This is a genomic window from Longimicrobium sp., assembly GCA_036389795.1.
Lineage (GTDB): Bacteria > Gemmatimonadota > Gemmatimonadetes > Longimicrobiales > Longimicrobiaceae > Longimicrobium.
The window spans coordinates 1-26026 of the sequence record DASVWD010000016.1 but is presented as its reverse complement, the minus strand read 5'-3'; the positions used below and the strand labels follow the sequence as shown (position 1 = coordinate 26026).

26 protein-coding genes are annotated in these 26026 nt (G+C 71.8%); 14 read left to right on the top strand and 12 right to left on the bottom strand.

The genetic code is table 11. The annotated features are described in order from the left end of the window. Positions 1–9 precede the first annotated feature (9 nt). On the top strand, positions 10–819 hold the full coding sequence (locus VF746_01875) for a HEAT repeat domain-containing protein (protein HEX8691162.1): 810 nt from the start codon (positions 10–12) through the stop codon (positions 817–819). Positions 820–1050: 231 nt separating this feature from the next. Here the strand turns inward: VF746_01875 and VF746_01870 are convergent, their stop codons facing one another. Continuing rightward, entirely contained in the window at positions 1051–1842 is a 792-nt protein-coding gene (locus VF746_01870) for a VOC family protein (protein HEX8691161.1), read from the bottom strand. 437 nt (positions 1843–2279) lie between these two features. Here VF746_01870 and VF746_01865 point away from each other — a divergent pair, with 437 nt between their 5' ends. The 13 genes from VF746_01865 (at position 2280) to add (ending at position 13471) form a co-directional block, all read left to right on the top strand. Then, positions 2280–3257, top strand: coding sequence for a hypothetical protein (locus tag VF746_01865; GenBank protein HEX8691160.1), 978 nt, complete (start codon positions 2280–2282; stop codon positions 3255–3257). Positions 3258–3522: 265 nt separating this feature from the next. Continuing rightward, complete coding sequence (locus tag VF746_01860; protein ID HEX8691159.1) at positions 3523–4053, top strand: retropepsin-like aspartic protease; 531 nt, start codon at positions 3523–3525, stop codon at positions 4051–4053. A 278-nt stretch (positions 4054–4331) separates the two neighbouring features. Then, positions 4332–5369, top strand: a complete 1038-nt coding sequence (locus VF746_01855; protein HEX8691158.1) for a BMP family ABC transporter substrate-binding protein — start codon at positions 4332–4334, stop codon at positions 5367–5369. A 36-nt stretch (positions 5370–5405) separates the two neighbouring features. Continuing rightward, positions 5406–6962 carry an ABC transporter ATP-binding protein gene (locus VF746_01850; protein HEX8691157.1) on the top strand — a complete coding sequence of 519 codons (1557 nt, stop codon included), beginning with the start codon at positions 5406–5408 and terminating at the stop codon, positions 6960–6962. Then, a complete protein-coding gene (locus VF746_01845) occupies positions 6959–8068 on the top strand; it encodes an ABC transporter permease (GenBank protein ID HEX8691156.1) in 1110 nt (369 codons plus the stop codon). The genes VF746_01850 and VF746_01845 overlap by 4 nt, the downstream gene beginning before the upstream one ends. After that, the gene (locus tag VF746_01840; GenBank protein HEX8691155.1) at positions 8065–8940 is read left to right on the top strand and encodes an ABC transporter permease; all 876 of its coding nucleotides are present in this window, start codon (positions 8065–8067) and stop codon (positions 8938–8940) included. Before VF746_01845 ends, VF746_01840 begins: the two co-directional genes overlap by 4 nt. 7 nt (positions 8941–8947) lie before the next feature. Next, entirely contained in the window at positions 8948–9097 is a 150-nt protein-coding gene (locus VF746_01835; GenBank protein ID HEX8691154.1) for a hypothetical protein, read from the top strand. A 292-nt stretch (positions 9098–9389) separates the two neighbouring features. Further along, a complete protein-coding gene (locus VF746_01830) occupies positions 9390–9959 on the top strand; it encodes a class I SAM-dependent methyltransferase (protein ID HEX8691153.1) in 570 nt (189 codons plus the stop codon). Positions 9960–10044: 85 nt separating this feature from the next. Beyond that, positions 10045–10287 (top strand): Arc family DNA-binding protein, encoded by a 243-nt coding sequence (locus VF746_01825; GenBank protein HEX8691152.1) that lies wholly within the window; start codon positions 10045–10047, stop codon positions 10285–10287. After that, a complete protein-coding gene (locus VF746_01820; GenBank protein HEX8691151.1) occupies positions 10284–10685 on the top strand; it encodes a type II toxin-antitoxin system VapC family toxin in 402 nt (133 codons plus the stop codon). Before VF746_01825 ends, VF746_01820 begins: the two co-directional genes overlap by 4 nt. 371 nt (positions 10686–11056) lie before the next feature. Next, positions 11057–11467, top strand: a complete 411-nt coding sequence (locus tag VF746_01815) for a DUF3085 domain-containing protein (protein HEX8691150.1) — start codon at positions 11057–11059, stop codon at positions 11465–11467. Between the two features lie 123 nt (positions 11468–11590). Continuing rightward, positions 11591–12319, top strand: coding sequence for a rhomboid family intramembrane serine protease (locus tag VF746_01810; GenBank protein HEX8691149.1), 729 nt, complete (start codon positions 11591–11593; stop codon positions 12317–12319). 111 nt (positions 12320–12430) lie between these two features. Further along, entirely contained in the window at positions 12431–13471 is a 1041-nt protein-coding gene (gene add, locus VF746_01805) for an adenosine deaminase (protein HEX8691148.1), read from the top strand. 208 nt (positions 13472–13679) lie between these two features. Here add and VF746_01800 read toward each other — a convergent pair whose 3' ends face one another. From VF746_01800 to mutS, 11 genes are all read right to left on the bottom strand, one after another. Beyond that, positions 13680–14066, bottom strand: coding sequence for a hypothetical protein (locus VF746_01800; protein ID HEX8691147.1), 387 nt, complete (start codon positions 14064–14066; stop codon positions 13680–13682). Then, a complete protein-coding gene (locus tag VF746_01795; protein HEX8691146.1) occupies positions 14060–14185 on the bottom strand; it encodes a hypothetical protein in 126 nt (41 codons plus the stop codon). Before VF746_01795 ends, VF746_01800 begins: the two co-directional genes overlap by 7 nt. A 97-nt stretch (positions 14186–14282) precedes the next feature. Beyond that, positions 14283–14426 carry a hypothetical protein gene (locus VF746_01790; GenBank protein ID HEX8691145.1) on the bottom strand — a complete coding sequence of 48 codons (144 nt, stop codon included), beginning with the start codon at positions 14424–14426 and terminating at the stop codon, positions 14283–14285. Between the two features lie 178 nt (positions 14427–14604). Then, positions 14605–15591 carry a prolyl oligopeptidase family serine peptidase gene (locus VF746_01785; GenBank protein HEX8691144.1) on the bottom strand — a complete coding sequence of 329 codons (987 nt, stop codon included), beginning with the start codon at positions 15589–15591 and terminating at the stop codon, positions 14605–14607. A gap of 111 nt (positions 15592–15702) precedes the next feature. Then, positions 15703–16356: a uridine kinase gene (udk, locus tag VF746_01780; protein HEX8691143.1), complete on the bottom strand. Its 654-nt coding sequence runs from the start codon at positions 16354–16356 to the stop codon at positions 15703–15705. 624 nt (positions 16357–16980) lie between these two features. After that, complete coding sequence (locus VF746_01775) at positions 16981–20211, bottom strand: carboxypeptidase regulatory-like domain-containing protein (GenBank protein HEX8691142.1); 3231 nt, start codon at positions 20209–20211, stop codon at positions 16981–16983. A 258-nt stretch (positions 20212–20469) separates the two neighbouring features. Then, positions 20470–21891 (bottom strand): pyridoxal-phosphate dependent enzyme, encoded by a 1422-nt coding sequence (locus tag VF746_01770; GenBank protein HEX8691141.1) that lies wholly within the window; start codon positions 21889–21891, stop codon positions 20470–20472. Beyond that, the gene (locus tag VF746_01765) at positions 21888–22274 is read right to left on the bottom strand and encodes an energy transducer TonB (protein ID HEX8691140.1); all 387 of its coding nucleotides are present in this window, start codon (positions 22272–22274) and stop codon (positions 21888–21890) included. Before VF746_01765 ends, VF746_01770 begins: the two co-directional genes overlap by 4 nt. Positions 22275–22511: 237 nt before the next feature. Beyond that, positions 22512–22760: a type II toxin-antitoxin system HicB family antitoxin gene (locus VF746_01760; protein HEX8691139.1), complete on the bottom strand. Its 249-nt coding sequence runs from the start codon at positions 22758–22760 to the stop codon at positions 22512–22514. A gap of 1 nt (position 22761) precedes the next feature. After that, on the bottom strand, positions 22762–22935 hold the full coding sequence (locus tag VF746_01755; protein ID HEX8691138.1) for a hypothetical protein: 174 nt from the start codon (positions 22933–22935) through the stop codon (positions 22762–22764). Continuing rightward, on the bottom strand, positions 22932–25511 hold the full coding sequence (gene mutS / locus VF746_01750; GenBank protein HEX8691137.1) for a DNA mismatch repair protein MutS: 2580 nt from the start codon (positions 25509–25511) through the stop codon (positions 22932–22934). The genes VF746_01755 and mutS overlap by 4 nt, the downstream gene beginning before the upstream one ends. Positions 25512–26026: the final 515 nt, after the last annotated feature.

Genomic DNA, 26026 nt, shown 5'->3' with positions numbered 1-26026 from the left:
CGACCTCACATGAACCGGATCGAACGCTTCGTGCGGCGGCACCCCCTGGGGGCCGCCGCCCTGGCCGGCGCCGCCCTTCTCCTGGTCCCGGCCACCCTCCTGCCGCGCCCCGGCCACCGCGGCGAGGAGCCCGCCGTGCGCGCCACCGTCACCCGCGCCGAGCAGGAGGCCAGCGTGCGCGAGCTGCTGGCGGCGGTGCGCGGGGCCAACCCGGTGCTCTGCGAGCTGGCCACGCGCAACTTCGGCAACCAGTGGGGCTTCGGCAGCGGCGAGTGGGAAGACGCCCCCGCCTCGGCGCAGGTGGCCGAGGAGACGCGGCGGGTCCTCGCCGTGCTCGACGGGCGGATGGAGGGGGTGGACGTGGCGCCGCTCCGCGAGGGCCTGGCCGACGCCGACCCCTGCGTGCGGCGCGCCTCGGCGCGGCTGCTGGGGCGGCTGCGCATCCCCGCGGCCACCGACGCGCTGCTGGAGGCCCTGCGCTCCGACGACCGCGGCCGCCGCGAGGCCGCCATGCTGGGGCTGGCCCACGCCGAGGACCAGCGCTCCGTGGGCCCGCTGGTGGACCTGCTGGACGAGCAGGACCCGGAGCTGCGCGGCGGGGCGGCCTGGACGCTGGGCCACGTGGGCAGCCGCGAGGCCACGCGCCCCCTGCTGGGCATCCTGGACGACCGGGAGGCGCGCGTGCGCCGGAGCGCCGCCCGCGCGCTGGGCCGCCTGGAAGACCCCGCCGCCATCCCCGCGCTCGCCCAGCTCCTGGGCGCCGACGCCGACCCCACCGTGCGCCGGGCGGCGGCGTGGGCGCTGGGGAAGATCGAGTAAAGTACGAAAGTACGGGGTACGAGGTACGAATGAAGGCCCCGTCGCGAGCGATCGCGGCGGGGCCCTTCGTCTTCGCGCAGCGCCAAAAAGACTCGTCTCACGCAGAGGAAGCAGAGGTAGCAGAGAAAAATCACGGGAGCGGCGAGTTTCTCTGCTGACTCTGCTGACTCTGCGTGAGGCCTGATGTTTTCCGTTGGGGTCACCCTGCCGGGCGGACCCCCACCCTCGGCCTCACGACCCGCTCTGGGCCAGCTTGATGACGTAGAAGAACGCGCCCTGCGGGTCCTGGATCAGCACGAAGCGGCCGATGCCGGGGATGTCCTCCGGGCCCATCAGCACCTGACCGCCCAACTCGCGCACCCGCTCGGCGGTGGCGTCGGCGTCGTCCACGGCGAAGTAGGGGAGCCAGCAGGGCGGCATCTGCATGTCGGGGGAGAGCTGATACATCCCGCCCACCATCTGCTCGCCCTGCGCGAACATGGTGTACGGCGCCACGGTCTCCATCTCCTGCGCGCCCCAGCCGAAGAGCGAGGTGTAGAAGTCGCGCGCCCGGGCGGGGTCGGCGGTGCCCAGCTCGTTCCAGCAGAGCGCGCCGGGCTGGCCGAGCAGCCCCGCGCCCTGGTGCCTTCCCGCCTGCCAGAGGGCGAACACGGCGCCGGTGGGGTCCTGCACGATCGCCATGCGCCCGGCGTCCAGCACGTCGAAGGGCCCCGCCATCACGGTGCCGCCCAGCTCGGCCGCGCGGGCGGCGGTCTCGTCGGCGTTCTCGACGGCCACGTACGACAGCCAGAACGGCGGCACCCCCATCCCCTTCTGGTCTTCGCCCATGGCGGCCGAGGCGGCCACCTGGCGCCCGTCGACCTCGTACATGGTGTAGACTTCGTGCTCCGCCTCTCCGTACTTCATGTCGTTCACGCTCCAGCCGAGGAGCGCGGGGTAGAAGCGCTTCGCGGCCGCCGCGTCGTGGGCGGACAGGTCCACCCAGCAGAAGGTGCCGGGCGCGTGGGTGGCGGTGACGGTCATCGGGCCTCTGGGGAACGGGGTGGTCGGCTGCCGGCCGGGACGCCTTCCCGCCGGCCCCGTGCACACCGTGGATGTTCACGGGGCACCAAAGATAAGCCGAAACAGAAGGAGCGTCCAGATTCTTCTGTTAGTGCTTGCGGCGCAACGAGATGGTCCCGCGCGCGCCGACATGCGTCGGCGCGGGGGCCCTCACCCGCCGCCTGGGAGCGGCAACCCTCTCCCAACTTCGGGAGAGGGTGGACTTTACGCTCCGGTGCATGGGTCGGGACCGATGTGCCGGCTGTCCCCGTACCCTGTCCCCCGTTCCCCGCCGTCGTCCGGACCGAAAGGCGGCGGAAACAGGTGAGGGCTGGCGTGGATCGCGAAACCCTTGTAACATGAATGGCCTCGGCGGTTTGCCGAGACTCCCTCCGCAGTCCCCACTCCGTGAGGCTTCCATGTCCAACCTGATGTCCCGACGTACCTTCGGACTCGTGGCCGCCACGCTGGTGCTGGGCGGCGTCTACGCCGACGGCGCGAACGCGCAGATCGGCGGCATCGGCCGCGCCATCGGGCGGGCGGCCGGGCGCATGAACCTGGACGCGGTGCTGCGGGGCGACCCGCCGATCACCACCAGCCTCCCCGACGCGCGCTGGGCGGTGGACTCGCTCGACAACTTCACGCCGCGCGAGGCCAAGCGCTCCATGCTCCAGCTGCAGCGCACGCCGAACGGCGGCTTCGTGCTGCAGCCGGGCTACTACGAGATGCACACCCAGAGCTACTGCCTGAAGGCCGGCACGCACGGCCCCGGCGGCGGCGACGGGTACATCTTCGCCCCCACCAAGGGCCCCGCCGAGGACGCGGTGATGACCATCCTGCGCAACTCGGTGAACCACCCCGAGATCCACCAGCACGACGTGCAGACGCTGCTGTGGGCCATCATCGCCCGCGCCAAGTTCGAGGACCTCAGCACCGAGCACAAGGCGACCGCCTCGCGGCTGCTGACGCCGCGCCAGCTGGCCTCGCTCAACCGCACGGCGCTGGACTTCGTCCCCGGGCCGGCGCTCGACCAGGCCACCAACAGCCTGCCGCCGCTGGTGAGGCAGATCGTGCAGGCCGAGGCGCAGCTCCGGCAGATGCTGACCCAGCCGGGCACCACCTTCGAGCAGATGGAGCGCGTGGCGGTCCTCGCCGGGATGGCCCCGCTGGGCGAGGGGAGCCGCCAGGTGCCCAGCGGCCGCTGGAGCCTGCACCCCGACGGCTACTACGTGCGCTACATCCCGCAGGGCTACAGCTACACGGTCACGCAGATCTGGGTGCCGCAGGGCAGCCCCGCCGTGGGCAAGGAGTACGACCCGGCCACGCACATCGCCGTGCCGGGCAACACCGCCCGCCAGCGCCTGGTGCAGTCCGGCCGCGCCCACCAGCAGAGCTGAGCGCCGCCCCGGCGGATCATCGATCGGCAGAGAGAGCCGGTCCCGAGCTTCGGGACCGGCTCTCTTCTTTTCCGGTGGATCAAAAAACATCAAAGCCTCACGCAGAGGAAGCAGAGGTAGCAGAGGAAAACCACGAGTGCGGTGTGTTCTCTGCTGACTCTGCTGACTCTGCTGACTCTGCGTGAGACAAATCTTTTTGCCGGATCTGGCTCGGGGTCCGCGAATTGCCGCCTCGCTTCCGAACCCCTGACAGGGAGGTGGGCCGGTGCGCGTTCCCGCGCGTTGTCTCGCACTGCTCGCGGCGGCGGCGGTGCTGGAGGGGTGCCTGGGGGGCTCGGGGCGGCCGGAGCGCGTGCAGGCGCCGCCGGACAGCGCGGCGGGCGAGATCGGCTTCACACTGGAGGGGCCGGGCGGCGCGGCGCTCACCGTCCCCGTCCACGTCAACGGAAAGGGGCCGTTCGATTTCATCCTGGACACCGGCGCCACCTTCACCTGCATCGACCAGGCGCTCGCCGACAGCCTGGGCCTCCCCGAGAAGCGCGGCCAGGTCGGCGTCGGCGCGGGGGTGGGGATGGCGGGGCAGGTGCGCATCGTGGAGATCGACTCGCTGCGCATCGGCGCGGCGCGGGCGGAGGAGATGGTGGCCTGCGCGCTCGACCTGCGCCACGTCCGCTCGGTGGGGCTGGAGACGGACGGGCTCCTGGGCCTCAACTTCCTGCGCTCCTTCCGCGTGACGCTCGACTTCGAGCGCGGCGTGCTCCTCCTCCAGGACCCCGACTCCGCCTCGGCGAATTGACGAACCGACAAACTGCCTGGGCTCACACAGAGGACACAGAGAACACAGAGGAACTGCATGTCTCACGCAGAGTCAGCAGAGTTAGCAGAGAACACTTCGCTCGTCTGGTTTTCCTCTGCTGCCTCTGCTCCCTCTGCGTGAGGCCTTTTGTTCTCTGTGCCCTCTGTGTCCTCTGTGTGAGGCCCTGCAGTTGACGATATCGGGGAGAAGCGCGGGAGCTGGTCTCAGGGAAGCGGTTTGCTTGACGGCAGGCGGGAGCCGAACGATTCTATAGCCCCATGCGCAAGCTCCTCATCGTGATTGGCGTGCTCCTGGCCGCGCACGCCGCCCTCCTCTTCGTCCGCCCCGGCGGCGTCCGCGCCGAGAGCGACGGCAGCGGCCTCGACGTCGGCATCGTCTTCGACGTGGGCGGCCGCGGCGACAAGAGCTTCAACGACGGCGCCTACGCGGGCGCCCTGCGCGCCGCGCGCGAGCTGGGCGCCAACGTCCGCCTGGTGGAGCCCGGCGAAGGGTCCGACCGCGAGGCGGGGCTCAGGCTCCTCGCCGCGCAGGGGATGGACCTCGTCGTCGGCGTCGGCTTCATCTTCACCGACGACCTCACCGCGCTCGCCAAGGAGTACCCGGACGTCCACTTCGCGGGCGTCGACTACGCGCTGCAGACCGACGAGGCGGGCAACGTCATCCCCCCGCCGCCCAACCTGGCCGCGCTCAAGTTCCGCGAGGAGCAGGGCTCCTTCCTGGTGGGCGCCATCGCCGCGCTGACCTCGAAGACGAAGGAGGTCGGCTTCGTCGGCGGGATGGACATCCCCCTCATCCACAAGTTCGAGGCGGGCTACCGCGCCGGCGTCAGGCAGGTGTGCCCCGACTGCCGCGTGGTCGCGCAGTACGCGGGCGTAACGCCCGAGGCGTTCCGCAACCCGGGGAAGGGGAAGGAGCTGGCGCTCAGCCAGTACAACTCCGGGGTCGACGTCATCTTCCACGCCTCGGGCTCCACCGGCCTCGGCGTCTTCGAGGCCGCGCGCGCCACGGGGAAGAAGGCCATCGGCGTGGACGCCGACCAGTACGCCGAGGCGCCGGGCTACGTGCTCACCTCGATGGTGAAGGGCGTCGACAACGCGGTGTTCGACGCGGTGCGGCGCGTGCGCGACGGCACCTTCCGCGGCGGCGTCTACGAGTTCGGCCTCAAGGAGGGCGGCGTCCGCTACGTGTACGACCAGAACAACCGGGCGCTGATCCCCGACCCCGTCATCCAGCGCGTGCGGCAGCTCGAGCAGGAGATCATCGCCGGCCGCATCCAGGTGCCCAGCACCCGCTAGCCCCCTCCCCTACCCCTCCCCCTCGCCCGAGCGACCGTGACAGACACCGCCCCCGCAGGCGCCCCCGTGATCCGGATGGCCGGGATCGAGAAGTCGTTCGGCCCGGTGCTGGCCAACCGCGGGGCGAGCCTGGAAGTGGGCGCCGGCGAGATCCACGCCCTGGTGGGCGAGAACGGCGCCGGCAAGTCCACGCTGATGCGCATCCTGAGCGGGATGTACGCCCCCGACGCCGGCACCGTGGAGGTGTTCGGCGGGGACGTCACCGGGTGGGACACGGCCCGCGCCATCGCCGCCGGGGTGGGGATGGTGCACCAGCACTTCATGCTCGTGCCCACCCTCTCCGTGGCCGAGAACCTGATCCTGGGGACCGAGCCGAAGCGCGGCCTGGTCCTCGACCGCGAGAAGGCGCGGCGCGACGTCGAGGAACTCTCCCGCCGGACGGGCCTCGCGGTGGACGCCGGGCGCCAGGTCTCGCGCCTCTCCGTGGGCGAGGCGCAGCGGGTGGAGATCCTCAAGGCGCTCTACCGCGGCGCCAAGGTGCTGATCCTGGACGAGCCCACCGCCGTCCTCTCGCCCCCCGAGGTGCAGGAGCTGTGGAAGGTGCTGCGGGGACTGCGGGCCGAGGGCGCGACGGTCGTCCTCATCACCCACCGGCTCGACGAGGTGATGGAGGTCTCCGACCACATCACGGTGATGCGCGCCGGCCGCACGGTCGACCGCATCCGCACCGCCGACACCACCCCGGCCGCGATCGCGCGGGCGATGGTGGGGCGCGACGTGGCGCTGGCCGCGTTCGCGGAAGAGACGGCGTACGTCCCGCGCGACATCCCTGAAGCACCCCCCGCGCTGGAGGTGCGCGACCTGGTGGTCTCCGCCCACGGCCGGCCGCGGGCGGTGGACGGGGTGAGCTTCACCGTGGCGCCGGGCGAGATCCTGGGGATCGCCGGGGTGGAGGGGAACGGGCAGACGGAGCTGATCGAGGCGATCGCCGGGCTGGTGGAGCCCGTCTCCGGGACGATCCGGCTCGGCGGGACGGACGTGACCGGGACGGACGTGCGCGCGCGCGGCGACGCGGGGCTCAGCCACGTCCCCGAGGACCGCCACCGCCGGGGCCTGCTGCTGGACTACTCGCTGGCCGACAACCTGATCCTGGGCCGCCAGCACCGCTTCGCGAAGACGTTCTCGCTCGACCGCGCCAGCATCGAGCGCAACGCCGAGGAGCAGGTGCACGCCTACGACGTGCGCCCGCCCGACCCCGCGCTCCCCGCGCGCGCCCTCTCCGGCGGCAACCAGCAGAAGGTGGTGGTGGCGCGGGAGATGGCGCGCGACTTCACCGTGCTGCTGGCCGCCCAGCCCACGCGCGGGGTGGACGTGGGCGCCGTGGAGCTGATCCACGACCGCCTGCGTGCCGCGCGCGACGCCGGCAAGGCGGTGCTCCTGGTCTCCGCCGAGCTCAACGAGGTGCTGGCGCTGGCCGACCGCGTGGCGGTGATGTACGCCGGCCGCTTCGCCGCGGTGCTCCCGCGCGCCGGGGCCAGCGAGGAGGTGCTGGGGCCCTACATGACCGGCGCCGCGCGCCAGGAGGCCGCGTGAGCACCGCCGTGGAGACCCGCGCGCCCGAGACCGGGCCGCCCGCCGCGCGCCGCTCCGCGGCCGCCGGCGCCTGGAAGACGCGGCTGGAGGAGTCGCTCCTTCCCCCGCTGGTGGCCGTGCTGGCGGCGATGGTGGTGGGCGACGTGCTGATCCTCTCCTTCGGCCAGTCGCCCGCCGAGGTGTACGGGCTGCTGCTGGAGGGGACCTGGGGGAACGCCTACGGCTTCGGCCAGGTGCTGTACAAGGCGACGACGCTCGCCTTCACCGGCCTAGCCGTCGCCCTCGCTCTGCGCGCGGGGCTCTTCAACATCGGCGCGGAGGGGCAGCTGGCGGCGGGCGGCTTCGCGGCGGCGCTGCTGGGGCTGGTGCTCCCGGAGGGGACGCCGGCCGTCTTCGCGGTCCCGCTCTGCATCCTGGCCGCGGCGCTGGGCGGGGGGATGGTGGGCGCGGTGCCGGGGGCGCTCAAGGCCCGCTTCGGCGCGCACGAGGTGATCGTCACCATCATGCTCAACTTCGTCGTGCTGGCGCTCTTGAACTACGTCGTCGCGGCGCACCTGCACGTCCCCGAGACGCTGCACACCCCCGAGATCCACGCCGGCGCCGTCCCCCGCCTGGGCGGGCCCTTCACCGGCTCGGCGGCCAACTGGACGATCCTGCTGGCGCTCGTGGCGGCGGCCGCGGCGTGGTGGTACCTGTACCGCACGCGGCGCGGCTACGAGCTGCGCGCGGTGGGGCTGCAGCCCGAGGCGGCCGAGTACGGCGGGGTGAAGGTGGGCCGCGTGTGGCTGCGGGCGATGGCGCTCTCCGGCGCGCTGGCGGGGCTCGGCGGGGTGAACTACGTGCTCGGCTACAAGCTCTACTACGAGGACGGCTTCGCGGGCGGCGCCGGGTTCCTGGGGATCGCCGTGGCGCTGGTGGGGCGCAACGACCCCGTGGGCGTGGTGCTGGCGGCGCTCTTCTTCGCCACCCTCTCGCAGGGCGGCCTGGCCATCAACGCGGTGGTGCCCAAGCAGATGGTGGAGGTGCTGCAGGGCGTGGTGATCCTGGCCGTGGCCGTCTCGGTCCCCGAGGTGCGCCGGCTCCTGCGCGAGAGGAGGGCCGCGTGATCGCCTTCCTCCTGCAGACGGTCCGCATCGCCATCCCCTACCTGTTCGCCGCGTCGGGCGGGGTCGTCGCCGAGCGCGCGGGCGTGGTGTCGCTCACGCTGGAGGGCTTCATGCTCTCCGGGGCGTTCTGCGCGGCGCTGGGGAGCTACTACAGCGGCAGCGCCTGGGTGGGCGTGCTCTGCGGCGTGGCCGGCGGGCTGGTGATGGGCCTGCTGCACGCCGTGGCGTCGATCCGCTACAGGGCGGACCAGATCGTAGTCGGCATCGCCATCAACCTCCTGGTCGTCGGGCTGACGAGGTTCTTCCTGCACCTGGCCTTCGACAGCTCGTCGAACTCCCCGCGCGTCCCGGGCTTCGGGGGCGAGGGGGCGGGTTCGGGGGTGGGGGCGCTGGTGGCGAACCCGCTGGTGTGGATCGGCCTGGCGCTGGTGCCGGTGATGGGGTGGCTGGTCTACCGCACCCCCTTCGGACTCCGCGTGCGGGCCGTGGGCGAGCACCCGCTGGCGGCCACGTCGGTGGGCGTGCCGGTGGCGCGGGTGCGCTACCTGGCGGTGGCGCTCTCGGGGGTGCTGGCGTCGCTGGGGGGCGTGTACCTGGCGCTCGACCAGCACCAGTTCACCGACCAGATGACGGCGGGGCGCGGCTTCATCGCCCTGGCGGCGGTGATCTTCGGGCGGTGGGACCCGGTGCGCGCCGGCATCGCCTGCCTCTTCTTCGCCGCGGCCGAGACGCTGCAGATCCAGCTGCAGGGGATGCAGGCGATCCCCTCGCAGTTCGTGGCGATGATCCCCTACCTGCTCACCATCGTCGCCCTCGCCGGGCTGGTGGGCCGCTCGGTGCCGCCCGCCGCGCTGGGGAAGGCGGAGGGGTAAGGGCGCGATGCTTCGTGCCGTGGCCGGAGGCCTGTTCGGGCTCCTCTTCAGCTACATCACGGTGCGGATGCTCCTGGAGGGCGAGTGGTTCAACGCCGCGGTGGCCGGCGTGATCGCACTGGCGATGTTCTTCCTCTGCATCCGGGCGCTCCGTTAGCCGCTCACGCAGGCCGCCCGCGCGCCGACCGGCCGGGATATCCGTGTGATACCACGTTGCCGAACGTCGTGCTGGTTCCGAACTGATCAGGATCACACAGAGAAACAGAGGAACAGAGAACCTCTGCTTCTCTGTTTCTCCGTGTGAGATTCTTGAGATCCGCTACGCAAAAGATCCTCTGCAAAGTGGTATGATCTCCTGAAATCCCTCCCCGCACCCGGGTCGGTCCGAATCCGCCCGGCTCGCGCGGTTCTACTCGACAGCCTCTCTTCCCTCGCACCCGGAGGGATCCATGCAGCAGACGACCCTTCCGCCGGAGCGGTACCAGCCGTTCGCCAGCGTCGCGCGGCGCAACCTCATGCAGGAGCTGCTCGAGGTGCCCGCGCTGGTGCGGGCGCTCGGGCTGCCGCGCGGCGGGCGGATGCTGGAGGTCGGCTGCGGGCAGGGGTTCGCGCTGGGGCCGCTCGCCCGGCTCTGCGCGCCGTCGCGGCTGGTGGGGCTGGACGTCGACGGCGAGGCGCTCGCGGAGGCGCGCCGGCACCTGGACGCGCAGGGGGTCGCGGCCGACCTGCTTGAAGAAGACATGCGGGCGATGCCGCTCCCGGACGCCTCGTTCGACGTGGTGATCGACTTCGGCACCTGCTACCACATCTCGCGCCCGGAAGCCGCGCTGGCGGAGATCGCCCGCGTCCTGGCGCCCGGCGGCTGGTTCGTCCACGAGACGCCCGTCAGCCAGCTCCTCTCCCACCCCGTGCGCTCGTTCGGCCGCCGCATCCCCTGGAAGGCGGCGCCCACGCTGGCGCCCCACCGCTCGCGGCTCCTCTGGAGCGCGCGCCGCAAGATCTCTCCGCTCGAAGGCTGACGCCTCCCCCCGACGCTTGACCGGATCGCGCGCACCTGGTAGCTTCCGTTTTGATTCCATTTTGGATGCACGGAGGTGCGCTACGATGGCCACGATGACACTCAAGAACGTACCCGACGCGTTGTACGAGCAGCTCAAGACGAGCGCCGAGCGGAACCGGCGCAGCATCAACAGCGAGGCGATCGTGTGTCTCGAGCGCGCGCTGCGGGGCACTTCCGTCGATGCTGCCAGCGTCCTCGCGCGCGCCCGTGAGTTGCGCGGCCGGATGGGCGGCCTGTTCGTCGACGATGAGGACCTGCGCGCCGCCCGCGACGAGGGGCGGCCGTGATCGTCGCGGACACCAACCTGCTCGTCTACCTCTTCTTGCCGGGTCCCCACACGCCAGCCGCGGAAGCAGTCCTGAAGCGGGACCCCGAGTGGTGGGTCCCGCTCCTGTGGCGCAGCGAGTTTCGCAACGTCCTCGCGCTCTACCTGCGCAAGGGGTTGCTCCCGATCAACGAAGCGCTCGATGCCTTCCAGCAAGCCGAGGCGCTGGTCGACGGGCGGGAGTTCGCCAGCCGAACGCCGCGCGTGCTCGACCTGGTGCGCCGCTCCACGTGCTCGGCGTACGACTGCGAGTTCGTGGCGCTGGCCGAAGAGCTGGGGGTGCCGCTGGTTACCTCGGACAGCCGCATACTGAAGGATTTTCCTCAGATCGCGACGACCCCCGAGCAGTTCTCGAAGTAGTCTCCTCATCGTCACAGCGTGCTCGACGCCGCGGCTGCCGTCCCGCTCGGCTGCCTGTGCAACGCTCACCGCCCCCGCGGATCATCCAACGCGGACGGTGTGTTCCGCGCGCGTCAGCTTGCGCAGGCGAGAGCGCGAAATCACGGCGGGCAGCAGCGCCCCCGGTCGGTGACGGTGGGACTGATACCGCATTTTCTCACGCAGAGTCAGCAGAGTTAGCAGAGGACGACAAGGGGTTCTCTGCTAACTCTGCTGACTCTGCGTGAGGCCAGGCTGTTCATTCTTTCTCGGCGCGCTCGCGGAATCCGGCACCCATCTCGCGTCGTCCACGAAGCGGAGTCCGGCCGGGAACGGAATTCGGGAGGGGAGCGATGGAGCAGCGGTACGAGTTCGACGGCGCGGAGGTGCGCGCGCTGGTGGAAGAGTCGCGCGCGGCCGGGGAGCGCCTGATGACCGAGGCGCAGCGCTACGTGGCCGCCGGCGTCGACCTCCACGCCGACCATGCCGAGCTGCCGGGCGACGTCGACCACCCCGGCACCGGCGCGCCCCCGGGCCTGTGGCTGGCGAACGACCGCGGCGTGTACCTGCGCAGCAACGCGAAGGACCGCCCCGGCGAGCGCGTGGCCTACGCCCGCGGCTACCAGGCCGACGTGCAGGTGGGCGGCGAGCCGTTCTGCGAGTTCATCGACGCACAGCCGCTGGAGCAGGTGCGCCCGGGCGACACCCTGGTGGTGACGCTCTCCGAGCACAAGGTCCGCCTCTCCCTCATCCGCCCGGAGTAGCCGCGCCGGACCGGCCGGACGAATCCGCGCGGGTTGCCGGAGCGTAGTGCGCGCGGCTCCGCCCTTGCGCCCCGCGCCGGGCGGCCCCACGATTCGGCCCCGACCCCTACCCCGGGAGCGCCCGTGATCCCGCTTCGCGACGAGAACCCCACCGAGCTCACGCCGGTCGTCACCGTGCTGCTGATCGCCGTGAACGCCGCCGTCTGGCTCCTGGTGCAGGGCGGCGGCAGCGAGGCGGCGCTGGAGGCCTCGGTGGTCAGCTACGGCGCCAGGCCGTGCGAGCTGACCGGTGCCTGCCCGGTGGAGGGACTGCGCTGGGGCGCGCTCGTCACCTCGATGTTCATGCACGGGAGCTGGGAGCACATCATCGGCAACATGCTGTTCCTGTGGGTGTTCGGGAACAACATCGAAGACTCGATGGGGCACGCGCGCTTCCTGCTCTTCTACCTCCTCTGCGGGGTGGCGGCCGCGCTCGCGCACGTGTACCTGAGCCCCGGCAGCCAGCTGCCGATGGTGGGCGCCAGCGGCGCCATCAGCGGCATCATGGGCGCCTACGTCCTGCTCTACCCGCACGCCCGCGTGCAGACCTGGATCCCCCCGCTCTTCGTGGTGAACCTGCGCGCGCTCTTCTTCCTGGGCTACTGGTTCGTCCTGCAGCTGCTGATGGGCGCCGCCACCTTCGGCCCCGAGGCCGGCGAGGGGGGCGGCGTGGCGGTGTGGGCGCACGTGGGCGGCTTCGTGGCGGGGCTGGTGCTGGTGAAGCTCTTCGAGAACCGCGAGCTGGTGGAGGCGCGCAAGCACGGGATCAAGCTCTCGCGCGAGGAACTGGCGCGCCGCGGGATCGGCTGGTAGAATATCCCACCGGGTCGGCGGGCGAGACCGTCCCGACACGGGTGGCGTGCCTCACGGGCGCGCCACCCGTTCGCGTACCCGGGAGAATCCACGCCCCACCGCGAGCCTACGATGGAAGTCACGCGAGAGCTGCTGCACCGGCTGCCCAAGGCCGAGCTGCACGTGCACCTGGACGGGTCCCTGCGCCCCGAGACCATGCTGGAGCTGGCGGCCGAGTACGGGAAGAAGATGCCCGCGCACGACCCCGCGCACCTGGCCGACTACATGCACGTGCAGGACGCGCGCAACCTGGTGGAGTACCTGGCGCGCTTCGAGATCACCCTGTCGGTGATGCAGACCGCCGACGCCCTGGAGAGGATCGCCTACGAGCTGGCCGAGGACCTGGCCGCCGAGAACGTCCGCTACGCCGAGATCCGCTACTCGCCGATCCTGAACACGCGCGACGGGCTCCCGCTCACCGAGGCGGTCGACGCGCCGCTCAGGGGCCTGCGCCGCGCCGAGGCCGAGTTCGGGATCAGGACGGCCATCATCATCTGCGGGATCCGCAACATGGAGCCCGCCACCTCGCGCGACCTGGCGGACCTCACGGTGGCGTACAAGGACCGCGGCGTGGTGGCGTTCGACCTGGCGGGCGCCGAGTACAACTACCCGGCCAAGAAGCACAAGGACGCCTTCTACACCGTCATCAACAAGAACATGGCGGCCACCATCCACGCTGGCGAGGCGTACGGGCCCGAGAGCATCCACCAGGCGCTGCACTACTGCCGGGCCAACCGCATCGGCCACGGGACGCGGCTCTTCGAAGACCCCGACCTGATGCGCTTCATCAACGACTTCCGCATCCCGCTGGAGATCTGCCTGACCAGCAACGTGCAGACGCGCGCGGTGCAGGGCTTCGACACGCACCCCGTGCGGCTGTACTACGACCAGGGGCTCGTGCTCTCCCTCAACACCGACAACCGGCTGATGAGCGCCACCACGGTGACCGAGGAGTACTGGCGGGCGCACCGGCACCTGGGCTTCACCTGGGACGAGCTGGTGGACATCACGCTGATGAGCTTCGACAGCGCCTTCCTGCACCGCCCCGAGAAGCTGCAGCTGATCGAGAAGGTCAGGGAGGAGATCGACTCCCTCGCCGCCGCGCCGGTGTGAGCGTCGCCCCCGCTCACGATCGAAGGGCCGGCTCCCGCATGGAGAGCCGGCCCTTCGCACGTCGCACCGCGGTTCGGGCGTGTCCCTCCGCTGCGCTCCGGGCCGGGCTGCGCCCTCCGGGCGCGCATCCCTCACGCACGTCGCCCGCTGGAACGACGCACCGCAGGGCCGAGGCCTGCCTGAGGCCTGCCTGAGGCACGCCTCGCCCCTACGGACCACCCGGCCCGGGAGCCTCGTAGATCACCGCCACGTTCGGCGCGAACGGCGGGAGCCTCACGTGGGCGAGCCAGTCCGGGTCGCGCAGCGGGAAGCGGCGCGCCATCGCCGCGGCCACGTCGGGGAACCCGGGGACGTCTTCGTGGATGGTGAAGGCGAAGTCCGCGCCCCGCAGCTCGAAGTCCAGGCAGACCCGGTCTTCGGTGAGCAGGTCGCGCTTGCAGGCCACGATCCGCTCCACCGACGCCCACTCGACCGCTGCGGGCGGCCCGCCGGGGCGGTGGAGCGCGAACCCGCCGTCCGTCACCCGGAGCCGCATGGACTCCGGCGCGCTCCGGGCGCGGACGCGGCCGACCGCGTCGCGGAAGGCCCTCAGCACCTCAGGGTGAAGGGGTCACAGACCTGCGGGCGGGTCATTTCGACCGCGACCAGGGTCTCCGGCGACACGACGAACGTCTGCACGCGCAGCGTCTCCACGTTCAGCGACAGCTTCTGCATCGGGGCCTCCAGGGGTTCGGGGTGGATGCGGGGCGGCTCCCCGCGCACGCGGACCAGCGGGCGCGGGGCAATCCGGTCCGATCGTCCTCCGGAAGGACTACGGACAGCGCGGACCGACGATGGTGAAGTTGTCGCAGAGCGCCGGGCGGGTCATTTCGACGACGTCGAGGAATTCCGCCACCGGCAACGCGTCGAACGACTCCACGCGCAGCGTCTCCACGTTCAGCGACAGCTTCTGCATCGGGGCCTCCGGGGGGTTCCGGGTGGATGCGGGGCAGGCTCCCCGCGCCCGCCGCGGCCACGGAAGGCGGGCGGCGGACGCGCCCTCCGCCGGCCGCATCAAACGCGCCAGCGACGGAACGGAGAAGGCGCGTTCCGGCGCTCCGCGCCTCCCTCGCCTCACCCCGGCGGAGCGCGCCTCAGGGCCGCCGCCGCGGCGCGGGAGGGGGCGGGATCTCCGGCCCGGCCTGGTCGCGGGGCCCGGGCGCCGTGGTGCCGACGTGCTCGTGCAGCCAGCGGAGCTGGTCCACGTGGGCCTCGGCGTTCAGCGGGTGGTCGGTGTCGTACCACTTCACCGTCCTGGGCTCGCTGGCGGCCGTCTGCACGGCCTCGGCGTCGTCGCGCGCCACGGCGCGGTCGCGGAGCGCCGACTGGAAGAAGAGCGAGGCCGGCGCGGCCCGCCCCACGAAGCGGACCGGCTCGATCGGCTTCATCGCGGCCAGCCAGCGCCGCCACTGCTCTTCCGGCGCGCCCTGCGGCGGGTCTTCGCCGCTCCCCTCCACCATGTGCGCCACCAGCCCGGCGTCGGCCACCGCCAGCACGTACGTCTTCAGCCGCCGCTCCACGCCGGCCAGCAGCGCGCCCATGGCCCCGCCGTAGCTGCGCCCCACGTAGGCCAGCCGCTCCGGGTCCACGTCCGGCCGCGCCAGCAGCACGTCCACCGCGCGCTGCAGGTCCACGATGAGCTGCACCTGGTCGGCGCTGTCGGCGGGAGTGAAGGAGAGCGGCGGCCCGCCGCGCCGCGCCCACGGCGCGTCGATGGCGATCACCACCGCCCCGTGGCGGGCGATGTAGACGCCGCGCCCGGTGAACGCCTCGGCGCTGCCGGGCATCCCGTGCGCCAGCACCACCCCCGCGAACGGCCCCGCCCCCGGGGGGACGAACAGCCGCCCCGTGGCGCGCCCGCCCCGGGGGCTCACGAAAGAGACGGCGTGGATGGCGACGCCGTCCCGCGAGCCGATCACCGAGTCGCTGAGCTCCAGCGGCGCCGAGCGGTCGTAGGCGAACAGGTGCAGCGGGAGCGAGTCGGCCCGCGTGGACGGCTGCGCCCCGCCGCGGGCGGGAGCGAGCGCCAGGACCGCCGCGGCGAGCGCCGCGCGGCGGCGGGAGAGCGGGCGAGGAGGCACGGGACCTTTCCAGGGTCGAAGGGGGCGGTGGGCGCCGCGGGCGCGGCGCCGGCCGGCGTGCCGTTCGACGCCGGGGCCGCGGGAAGGGTTGGCCGGCGGCGCCGCGCCACCTCACCCCACCACCGCCGCGGGCGGCTCGGAGCGCGCCTTGGCGGCCAGCCGCTCGCGGATGCTGGCGGCGATCACCTCGATCCCCGCGGTGTTCTGGCCGCCGCGCGGGAGGATGATGTCGGCCCAGCGCTTGGAGGGCTCCACGAACTCGAAGTGCATGGGGCGCACGGTGGTCAGGTACTGGTCGATCACCGCGTCCAGGGCGCGCCCGCGCTTCTTGATGTCGCGCTTCAGGCGGCGGATGAAGCGCACGTCGGCCTCGGTGTCGACGAAGATCTTGAGGTCGAACAGCTCGCGCAGGCGCGGCTCGGCGAAGAGGAGGATGCCGTCCACCAGCACCACGTCGCGCGGCTCCACGCGCACGGTCTCGGGGGCGCGGGTGTGCGCGGTGAAGTCGTACACCGGCTTCTCGATCGGCTCGCGCGCGATCAGCCGCCGCAGGTGCTCCACGAACAGGTCGTTGTCGAGCGAGTCGGGGTGGTCGAAGTTGATCTGCGCCCGCTCCTGGAGCGAGAGGTGCCCCAGCTCCCTGTAGTACGCGTCGTGGTCCAGGAACGCCGCCGAGTCCAGGTGCAGCGACTCGTAGAGCCGCCGCGCCACGGTGGTCTTCCCCGACCCGCTTCCCCCCGCGATCCCGATCAGGAACGGCTTCATCGCTCCTCGTGCCGTGGACGTCCCTCCCGCCGCGGCGCCAACATGCCGCCGCGCCGCCCGATCGGCAAGCGGCCGAACCCCGGTGCGTGAGTGCGTGGACCGGCGCGGCGGCGGGGCCCTCACCCGCCGCCTTGGAGCGGCAACCCTCTCCCGACTTCGGGAGAGGGTGGACTTCACGGCCGGTGCGGGAGCGGGATCCTCGTAGGGGCGAGGCATGCCTCGCCCGGCGGATGCCCAGTCCATGCGCGGTAGGCAGCCTCTTGCGCCGATGCCACCTGTGCTCGGACTCGCATGCTCGCCCCTACGACCCAAGGCGCTCCGCGCAACGAAATCCGCGTGAGGGATGCGCGCCCGACAGGGCCGGGACGCCGCCGCGACACGGGGTATCGTCGCGGCGGTGGCCCGGCGCGGTTGGGCACAGTCGTATCGTGCCCTACCGCGCGCGCAGCCCGGCCCGGAGCGCAGCGGAGGGACACGCCCGGAAACGCAGTGCGAAAGTGCTGAGTGCGAAAGTGCGAAAGTAAACTGCGATTGAAGCACTTCGCACTCTCGCACTCTCGCACTAAAAGACGGAGGGCGGGCATCGCTGCCCGCCCTCCGCCACGTCCGAACCGCGAAAGCGGCTTACTGGAACAGGTACCGCACCCCGAGCTGGATCTGGTAGCGCGAGTCCAGGTTCGAGGTGGTGAAGATGTCCTGCCGCTCGCCGAACGCCCGGTACAGGCGGCGGCCGTTGGCGTCGGGCTGGTTGTTCACCCCCGTGCCCGTGGCCAGGGCCAGCAGGCTCTCGGCCTGGTTGCCGATGAACTGGCTGAGCCCCCACTCGTTGTTGAGCAGGTTGGCCACGTTCAGGATGTCGAGCGTCACCTGCAGCGTGGACCCCCGCGTGGGCGTGAGGTTCTGCGCCAGGCGGAAGTCGAAGCGGCTCTGCCACGGCGTGCGGCAGGAGTTGCGCTCCAGCACCTGGCCGCGGTTCTCGCGCAGGCACTCCACCCGGTTGATGAAGTCGTTCAGGTTCTGCCACGACTGCAGCGGGGTGACCGTCTGCCCCGCCACGACGCCCGTCAGGAAGCGGATGTCGTTGACGTCGCGCGGCACGTACAGCAGGTCGTTGCCGAAGCTGCCGTCGAAGTTGATGTCGTCGTTGTACCGGTACGAGTAGGGCTGCCCGCTCTGGCCGATGTACACCAGCGACAGGTCGGTGGGGCCGCGCCGCCACCAGTTCAGCCGGCGCGACACCTGGCCCACGATGCGGTGCGGGATGTCGTTGTCCGCCACCCCGAGCCCCGGGTTGTTGGGGTCGTCCTGGGTGAGGTTGAAGCGCCAGTTCGAGATCGCCTGGCTCGACGTCACCGGGTTCACGTCGCGCGAGCGGCTGAACGTGTACGCCAGCGAGAAGTCCCACCCGTCGCGGAACGGGCGCTGCACCTGCGCCGTGAGGTTGTACGCGTACCCCTTGTCGGTGTTGGTGATGTCGATCACGTCGCCGAGCCCCGGGGTGTTGCCGCGCGTCTGGTAGCGCGGGCGCCCCTCCACCGTGCGGCCCAGCGAGTCGGGCTGCACGCGCAGGTTCTGGTACAGCACGTCGTGGATGGTCCGGGTGTAGAGCCCCTCCAGCGTGCCCACCAGCCCGAACGGCAGCTGCCGGTCGATGCCCAGCGCGAAGCGGGCCACCTGCGGCATCTTGAAGCTCGGGTTGATCAGGTTGATCTCGTTGGGGGCCGCCGACGGGGGAACCGGCACGCCCGCCGAGGTCACGCAGCCGCGCGGCTGGGCGGTGGGGTCGGTAACGAACGGCGGCGGGTCGTCGTTGTTGTTGGTGTTGGTGCGGTCGCAGGTGAAGCGGACGTACTCCAGCCCCGTGTTGCCGTAGGCGTTGGAGATCCACACGAACGGGGTGCGGCCGCTGAAGGTGCCGCCGCCGCCGCGCAGCTGGGTGGTCCCGTCACCGGTGATGTCCCAGTTGAAGCCGAAGCGCGGGTTCACCAGCGTGTAGCCGCTGGCCACCTTGTCGGTGCGGCGGCCGTACAGGTTCTCGACGGCCGGGTTGTAGACCGGGTCCTCGGGGAGCGTGGGCCGCTCGAGGCGCAGCCCGAAGGTGAGCTGCAGGTTGTCGCTCGCGTCCCAGCGGTCCTGCGCGTACAGCGAGTACCGGTTCACCTTGAAGCGCGCCTCGGGCTCGCCCGGCTGGTCGCCCGGGGTGGCGGGGTCCACGTCGGGGACCAGGTAGCTGAACTCGTAGCGCGACGCCCGCCCGGCCTGCAGGTCGGCGAACGACTGGAAGGTGTAGGTGCCGAACGGGTTGCGGACGAACAGGTTGCGGAACTTGGAGAACTCGTTGTTGGTGCCCACCGTGAGGTTGTGCGACCCCAGCGAGAACATCAGGTCGTTGGTGATCTCCAGCGCGTCCTGGTCCAGCTCGTTGCGCCCGGAGAAGTTCTCCGTCCCCGCGTTCACCACCGTCCCCGAGGCCACCGTCACCGCCACGCGCGGGAAGGGGTCGCCCTCGAAGTCGCGGTGGTCGCGCACCCGGTTCCACCCCACGCGCAGCTCGTTGAAGAACCCGCCGCCGAAGCCGGAGTTCAGCTGCAGCAGGGTGCTGTTGGTGGTGTTGACCTGCGAGTAGCCGGCGTTCGACAGGTAGTACGAGCGCGAGCCGCTCGCGAAGTCGTCGCGTGCGCCGTCGATGAAGTTGTGGCGCAGCGTCAGCCGGTTGTTCTGCGACAGGTTCACGTCGAGCCGGCCGAACAGGTTGGTGCTCCCCCGCTCGATGGTGCGCCCCGAGACCCCGCCCGCGTCGTAGCCCAGCGACTCCAGGAAGGCGCGCACCTGCTCGGCCTGCGCGGACGTCACCCCCAGCGCCGGGTTGTCGCCGGCGATGAAGTTGGGCGGCTGCGAGCGGTCGGTGCGCTCGCCCGCGAAGAAGAAGAACGCCTTGTTGCGGAGGATCGGGCCGCCGAACGAGCCGGCGATCTCGGTGTTCTTGAACTCGTCGAGCGAGCTGGAGAAGGTGTCGGCCGAGGTGAGGTAGCGCCCGGCGAGGCCCTCGTTGCGGTGGAACGCCGAGATGGTGCCGGTGAAGCGGTTGGTCCCGCTCTTGGTGATGGCGTTCACGCTGGCGCCGGTGAAGCCGTTCTGGCGCACGTCGAAGGGCGCCAGCACCACCTGGAACTCCTGCACCGCCTCCAGCGTGATCGCCTTGCCGCCGGCCTGGCCGCTGGGGGCGCCGCTCGCCGAGAGGCCGAAGAGGTCGTTGCTGGCGGTGCCGTCGATCTGCAGCTGGTTGTAGCGGTTGTTGCGCCCGCCCGCGCTCACCGCGCCGGTGGTGGTGTTCACCACCGCGATCTGCGGCACCAGGCGGGTGAAGTCCTGCAGGTCGCGGGTGATGGTGGGCGCGCGCCGCAGCGTGCTGTCGCTCACCGTGGTCGTCACCCCCGTGTGCTCGCGCGAGAGCACGGAGTTCCGCTCGGCGGTGGCCGTGATCCCCTCCAGCGCCACGGCGGCCGCCGCGAGCGTGAAGTTGAACTCGGCGGTCTGCCCCAGCGTGAGCGTCACGCCGTTCTGCCGCGCCGTGGTGGAGCCCAGCCGCGTGGCCGCGATGTTGTAGGTCCCGGGCTGGAGCCCCGGGACCAGGTAGCGGCCGTCGCCGCGCGTCACGGCCCGCGACACGGCGCCGGTGGCGGTGTTGGTGGCCGTCACCTGCGCGCCCGCCGCCGGCTCCCCCGCCTCCGTGCTCACCCGTCCGGTGATGGCGGACGTGGTGACGCCCTGCGCCCGGGCGGTGCCGGCGGCGCCCAGCGCCAGCAGCATCGCCCACAGCAGCAGGGCCGCCGTTTGCGTACGTGGTTTCTTCAAGATACCTCTGGGGGAAGGTGTTGGGAGAGAGACCCCGCCGGGTGACGGAGCGTGCGCCATGATAGCGTAGCAGCGTACCGCGGAGACGCGCTCAATGTAACACTTCCGCCACGCGGATCAAAGGGATTCGTGCCGCTCCGGCCCCAACATCGGCGGCGGCGCGCAAATGGCGCCGCCGCAATGCGTTGGAACGTGCGTTCACCCCCCGGAAACCGGACGCTTTCGGACCCCGGACCAGGTGCGGAAGTGCACTTTCCCTCACGCCCCGTTCGTCACGTACCGCAGCACGTCGTGCCGGGTGACGATCCCGCCCAGCACGCCGTCCTGCCGCACCAGCACGGCGGGGTTCTTGGCCAGGAGCCGGGTGACGGTCGGCAGGTCCACGTGCGCGTCGATCACCGGCAGCGGCGGGTCCATCAGGTGCTGCACCGACTGGTCGAGCACCTCCGTGTCCTCCAGCACCCGCGACATCAGGTTGGCCTCGGCCACGCTCCCCACGCAGTCGCCCTCGGCCACCACGGGGAGCTGCGAGATGTCGTGCTGGGTGATGAACGAGAGCGCCTGGCGCACCGGCGTCTCGGGGGCCACCGCCACCAGCCGGGGCGGCGCGTCGCCCGCCTTGCCGCGCACCACGTCGAGCGCCGAGACGCGCGCCGGCTCCAGCAGCCGGTTCTCGCGCATCCACTCGTCGCTGTACACCTTGCTCAGGTACCGCTCGCCGGTGTCGCAGAGGAGGAACACCACGCACGCCCCGGGGTCGTCCACCTCGCGCGCCACCTCCAGCGCCACGTGCGCGATCAGCCCCGTCGAGCCGCCCACGAACAGCCCCTCCTCGCGGGTGAGCCGACGCGCCAGCGTCATCGCGGTGCGGTCGTCCACCGAGCGCCACTCGTCGACCACCGCGAGGTCCAGCGTCCCCGGGAGCTTGTCCTGCCCGATCCCCTCCACCTTGTACGGCGCCCCCTCGCCCTTCTCGCCCGTCTCGGCCAGGTTGCGCAGGATCGAGCCCACCGGGTCGCCGCCGATCACCCGCACGGCCGGGTTCCGCTCCTTCAGGTAGCGGCCCACGCCGGTGAGGTTGCCGCCCGTCCCCGCCGCGGAGACGAAGTGGGTGACGCGCCCCTGCGTCTGCTCCCAGATCTCGGGGCCGGTGGTGCGGTAGTGCGCCTCGGGGTTGGCCTGGTTGTAGAACTGGTCGGCCAGGATGGCGTTGGGGGTCTCCTCGGCGATGCGCTTGGCCAGGTTCACGTAGGTGTCGGGGTGGTCGGGCGGGAGCGCCGCCGAGGTCACGATCACCTCGGCCCCGAACGCCCTGAGGAGGCGCACCTTCTCCTGGCTGAACTTGTCGGAGAGGGTGAAGATGCAGCGGTACCCCCTGATCGCCGCGGCCAGCGCCAGCCCCACCCCGGTGTTCCCGCTGGTGCCCTCCACGATGGTGCCGCCGGGCTTGAGGCGCCCCTCGCGCTCGGCGGCCTCGATGATGGCGGGCCCGATGCGGTCCTTGAGGCTCCCGCCCGGGTTCATGAACTCGGCCTTGCCGTAGACGGGGGTGCGGATCCCCTGCGCCAGGCGGTTCAGGCGGACGAGCGGCGTCCACCCGATCGTCTCCACGATGCTGGCGTACGGCCTCTCGTGGCGCATTCGGGCCGCGGTGTCGGGCGAGCTTTCGGCGCTGCTCATGGACTCTGCTTGGGGACCACGGTGGTGTCGGCCGGGTCCAGCTCGAACTTGACGGGAAGGAGGAACCACGCGGCCACGGGCCTGCCGTCGCGCGTGGCCGGCTGGAAGCGCAGCTCGTGGCTCCCGGCCAGGGCGGCCGAGTCGAACGCCGGGTAGCCGCTCCCCTGCTCCACCCGCGCCGAGTCCACGGTGCCGCGCTCGCTGATGTAGAGCCGCAGCGTGGTCTCCCCCTCCACCTGCGCGTCCCACAGCTCCTCGGGGTACTGGAACGGCGTCCGGGAGATCTGCCGGGGCGGCGTCTCGGGCACCGGCTCGCGCTCGCAGGCGGCGAGCAGGACGAGCGCGGCCAGGAGGGCGGCGGTCGGGGTGCGGCGTCGGGGCATCGGCTCCGTGGGCTTTGCGCTCGGTGAAGTCTACCAGCCCCCGGGGCGGGGCGGAAGCCCGGCAAGATACCGACGCACCCGGACCCGGGCCACCCCTCGCGGCGGTGCGCCGCCCGGGCCGCGGGCGGCTGAAGCCGCGGCTACAACGGCAGAAAGCCTCGCAAACCCCGCGAGGCTTCAACTGCTACAGCCCCGAACCGTTGTCATCCCGAGGGGAGCGGTAGCGACCCGAGGGATCTACTCACCCGTTCTGGTGGATGGCGTGTCGAGCATATTCCCTGGCGCCACCTTCCATTCGAATCTGGGAGGCAGCGGCCAGCCTTTCTCCTGATACGCTTCGACCGCGAGCCGAACGGCCACCTCCAGCTCGGCGAGCGCTTCCGCCGGAGTATCGCCGAACGCGGATATTCCGCCGAGGTCCGGGCAGACGGCGATGTACGCATCGTCCTCATCAGACCACTGGACGGCGGGGCTGTACTGTTCCATCTCACCTCAAGCCGTCCGCAATGGTCGCGTCGAACGCACGAACGATCTCGTCCCGCTCGCGCAGGAAATCCGGATCCTGCGCGGCGATGTCGTAAGACCGCAGAATGCGCTCGCGACGCAGCCGTCGGCGCTCCTTCCGATCAAGCGACCGGTGGAAGTACGACTCCGGTTTCACGATCGCGCCGCCTCCACCAGCTCCGCCAGCAGCGCCAGTGCCTGCAGCGGCGTCAGCGAGTTGACGTCCACGCCGCGCAGGCGCTCCACCACCGGGTGCGCCTCGGGCCCGAAGAGCCCCAGCTGCACCACCGGCTCCGCGCGCGGGCGGTGCGCCTCCGCCGGCGCGGCGGCCGCCTCCAGCTCGCGCAGGATCTCGCGCGCCCGCTCCACCACGCTCTCGGGCAGCCCCGCCAGCCGTGCCACCTCCACCCCGTACGAGCGGTCCGCCCCGCCGGGCACCAGGCGGCGCAGGAAGACGATGTCGTCGCCCACCTCGCGCACGGCCACGCTGAAGTTGGCCACCCCCGCCAGCCGCGTGGCCAGCCGCGTCATCTCGTGGTAGTGCGTGGCGAAGATCGTCTTGGCCCCCACCACGTCGTGCAGGTGCTCCGTCGTCGCGGTGGCGACGCTCAGCCCGTCCCAGGTGGAGGTGCCGCGGCCGATCTCGTCCAGCAGCACCAGCGAGCGCGCGGTGGCCCCGTGCAGGATCGCCGCCGTCTCGTTCATCTCCACCATGAAGGTGGACTGCCCCCGCGCCAGGTTGTCCGACGCCCCCACCCGCGTGAACACCCGGTCCACGACGCCCACCTTCGCGAAGCGCGCGGGGACGAACGAGCCCGCCTGGGCCATCAGGACCACGAGCCCCACCTGGCGCAGGACCGTCGACTTGCCGGCCATGTTGGGCCCGGTGAGCACCATCACCCGCGCGTCGTGGTCCAGCCGCACGTCGTTGGGGATGAACTCCTCGCGCGGCATCATCGTCTCGACCACGGGGTGGCGCCCGCCGCGCACCTCCAGCGCGAAGCCGTTGTCCACCTCGGGCCGCGCGTACTCGCGCCGCACCGCCACCTCCGCCAGCCCCGCCAGCACGTCCAGCGTGGCGATGCGCTCCGCCACCGCCTGCACGCGCGGCACCTCGCGGGCGACCGCCGTCCTGAGCTCCGCGAAGAGGCGGGCCTCCAGCGCGGTGATCTTCTCCTCCGCGCCCAGGACCTTCTCCTCCCACTCCTTCAGCTCCGGCGTGTAGTAGCGCTCCGCGTTGGCCAGCGTCTGCTTGCGGTGGTAGTCGGCGGGGACGCGCTCGGCCTGCGCGCGGGTGACCTCCAGGTAGTAGCCGAAGACGCGGTTGAAGCCCACCTTGAGCGAGCCGATCCCGGTGCGCTCCCGCTCGCGCGCCTGCAGCGCCGCGATGAACTCCACCGCTCCGTCGCGCACCCCGCGCAGCTCGTCGAGCTCGCGGTCGTACCCGGCGCGGATCACCCCGCCCTCGGCCACCACGGCCGGCGCGTCGGGGTCCACCGCCCGCTCCACGGCGCCCTTCACCTCCTCCAGCGGCTCCAGGCGCTCCAACAGCCCCCGCAGCATCGGCGCGCGCGCGTCGGCCAGCGCGGCGCGCAGCAGGGGGACGCGAGCGAGCGACGCCGCCAGCGCCAGCATCTCCCGCGGCGTGGCGCGCCCCGCGCCGACCTTCACGGCCAGGCGCTCCAGGTCGCGCACCTCGGCCAGCGCGTCGCGCACGTCGCGGCGCATCCCGGCATCCTCCACCAGCTCCGCCACCGCGTCCAGCCGCGCGTCGATGGCCGCCACCTCCACCAGCGGCGCCAGGAGCCAGCGGCGCAGCAGCCGGCCGCCCATCGGCGTGAGCGCCTCGTCCAGCACCGAGAGCAGCGTCCCCTCGCCCCCGCCGCCGCGGATCGATTCCACCAGCTCCAGGTTGCGGCGCGTCATCTCGTCCAGCGCCATGGCGTGCCCGGGGCGCTCGATCCTGGGCGGGCGCAGGCCCCCGAAGCCGGCGGGCTGCACCTCGGCCAGGTACGCCACCAGCGCCCCGCACGCCGCCGCCAGCGACCCGTCGCCCGCCTCGAAGCCGAAGCCGGTGAGGTTGGCCACGCGGAAGTGGCGGGCCAGCTCCTCCCCAGCCGCGCGCGGGTCGAAGAGCCAGTCCGCGCGGTAGGTGCGCGTCACCCCGGGCGCCCCGGCGATCGGGAAGAGCTCCCAGGTGCGCGGCAGGAGGATCTCCGCCGGCTGGTGCACCCCCAGCTCCTCGGGGAGGTCTTCCCAGGCCACGCGGCGCACGCTCATCTCCCCCGTGGTGAGGTCGGCCAGCGCCAGCCCAACCGTCCCCTCGCCGCCCGCGTCGCCCGCGATGGCCGCCAGGAAGTTGTTGCGCCGCGCCTCCAGCAGCGAGTCGCTGAACACCGCGCCCGGCGTCACCATCTCGGTGACCTGCCGCTTCACCAGCCCCCTGGCGAGCGCCGGGTCCTCCACCTGGTCGCAGATGGCCACGCGCCGCCCGGCGGCCACCAGGCGGCGGAGGTACGTGTCCAGCGCGTGCGCGGGGATGCCGGCCAGCGGCGCCTTCGAGCTGCCGTTGTTGCGCGAGGTGAGGGTGAGGTCGAGGATCTTCGACCCCTCCACCGCGTCCTCGTTGAACAGCTCGTAGAAGTCGCCGACGCGGAAGAAGACGAGCGCGTCCGGGTGGTGCGCCTTCACGTCGCGCCACTGCTGCATGAGCGGGGTGTCTTCGGACGCCATCGAAACGCGAGAGGGGAGGCCTGCGAGAGGGCTGCGGTGCTGCGCGAGAGGGCCGGAATCTAATACCCTTCGCCCCGCCGTGGCAACAGCTTGCGCGATCCAAGTGGACAAAGCGCACGGCGGCAAAGAGATGCGGAGAGCCGCCCCGCGCGAGGGCGTCCGCCACGGACCGGACCGGGCAGGACTCGCCGCACGGCACGAGCGGGTGAACCCGCCCGCTGGAACCACGGAAAGCCTCGCCCGCCTCCGGTCGCAACTCGAGCTTCCGCTCGGCGAGGCTTCAACCGCAACGGCCGAGAGCGACGCTCGTTTATGCGGCTGGATCTTCTGGTGGGAGTCCGCGCAGGCGGACTTTGCGCTTTGTAGCGGCGGATTTATGCCGATTGAGAATCTGATCCGGTAATCGGGCTCGTAGGGGCGAGGCATGCCTCGCCCGCTGCCAGTTGCAACGTCAAAGTTCGTCGAAGCGGGCCGGGCATGTCGCCGCGTGATGGCCTTCGGCCATCCGGGCGAGG